Consider the following 1,477-nt stretch of genomic DNA (forward strand, 5'->3'; position numbering starts at 1 on the left):
GGGGTGATTTGATTGGGCAAGGCAAAAGTGAATATGGTGATTGGATTCCTAAAGGGCATGCAAGCCGAAAAGGTAAATGTGCTAGGAACTGAGGAGGCTCGGGAGGACAATGAGTTGATTCAGAAGGTGATTGAGGATATCGAGTTGTTTTACGAGGCTGAGTTAGAAGGATAATCTGAAATACGTGGGCTATATAGTCTATTCCCTTTTTTCGTGATGGAGGTGAGCTAAGATGAGCAAAAACAATGACAAGCCAAAAAGAAACAAGCCAAAGATACTGACCAAGTATGATCAATTTGTTGTGCCAAGGCTCAGGGATGTTCCCGTTTGGGTACGTGAAGGAGCCACAGATGAAGAGATTGCGAAACGACTGAATATTCATATTTGGACATTAGGCGATTATCGCAGAAAGCATTCGAAATTTGCTGAAGCATTGGAACGTCCAACCAAGTGGGAAACCCATGTATATCCTCGGTTAGCGGAGATTCAAAAATGGTTTGAAGAAGGCGTGAACGCGGAGGACATTATCAGGAAACTCGATATAGGTAAAACGACTTGGTACGAGTATATTGATAAACATCCGATGCTGGCTGAACTAGTCAAATGGAGCAGATCTGTGCCTATATCCCACGTGGAAAATTCACTTTTGAAAGCTGCTACAGGGTAACTGATCAAAACATTCTCTTTCTCCGAACTGCGCAAGCTTATAGGTGAGATGGACATTGAGTTTTTCGCTTTAGCCTATTTTCCTAAATACTTTGATCGAGCATTTGGCAAGTTTCACAAAGAGCTATTCACGAAATTAAGACATATGCTTGCCCATACTGGACTGATTACGGCTTTCGGCCTCCCTAGGGAGCATGGAAAGTCCACGATCAGTTCCTTTTTATTTCCGTTGTATGCGACTTTATATGATAAATCACAGTTTACACTGATCATATCTGCCACAGAGCAAATTGCTCTTCCGTTCCTCGATATGATCAAAGATGAACTGGAAACCAATACGATGCTGATTGAGGATTTCGGTATCCGTAAAGGGAGTCGCTGGAACAATAAAGAGATTTGGCTTAAGAGTAAAGGTGGGCTGGACTCATGTATTATGATTCGTGGCATAGACGGTAGTTTGAGAGGTATTCACTATAAGCATCATCGTCCTACTTTGGTTCTACTGGATGATTTGCTCAAGGAGGACACGGCTCGATCCGAAGCTAAACGAGAACAAATTAAAAATACGTTTACGGATGTCATTTTGCCTATTGGCACAAGGGATACGAATATTTTGATCTGTGGAACCATTCTCAACGAAGAAGATATTATGGCTGATCTGCTCAAAGGGAAGATACCAGGTGTGAGAAGTGTTCGTAAAGCAGCCGTGCTTCAATTTTCAGAACGGGATGATCTGTGGTCAGAGTGGGAACGAATGTATAATAACTTGCAAGACGAGGACAGGATCAATACGGCCTTGTCTTTTTTTATG

General features: G+C 42.2%; 2 protein-coding genes and 1 pseudogene. All 3 read left to right on the plus strand.

Features of this window, described 5'->3' with window-relative positions; genetic code table 11:
• The first annotated feature begins 12 nt into the window (after positions 1 to 12).
• Positions 13 to 174, plus strand: a complete 162-nt coding sequence (locus L693_RS30490) for a hypothetical protein (protein ID WP_197029843.1) — start codon at positions 13 to 15, stop codon at positions 172 to 174.
• Between the two features lie 58 nt (positions 175 to 232).
• The gene (locus tag L693_RS31150) at positions 233 to 667 is read left to right on the plus strand and encodes a hypothetical protein (protein ID WP_231503553.1); all 435 of its coding nucleotides are present in this window, start codon (positions 233 to 235) and stop codon (positions 665 to 667) included.
• A gap of 48 nt (positions 668 to 715) precedes the next feature.
• A pseudogene (locus tag L693_RS0107230) lies at positions 716 to 1,477 on the plus strand (phage terminase large subunit); the annotation flags it as partial.

Origin of the sequence: Paenibacillus sp. 1-18 (genome assembly GCF_000520755.1) — a bacterium.
Classification (GTDB): domain Bacteria; phylum Bacillota; class Bacilli; order Paenibacillales; family Paenibacillaceae; genus Paenibacillus; species Paenibacillus brasilensis.

What these genes read in the sequence shown, in the direction of transcription:
- L693_RS31150 (WP_231503553.1), top strand. Translation starts at nt 233, where the DNA reads ATGAGCAAAAACAATGACAAGCCAAAAAGAAACAAGCCAAAGATACTG.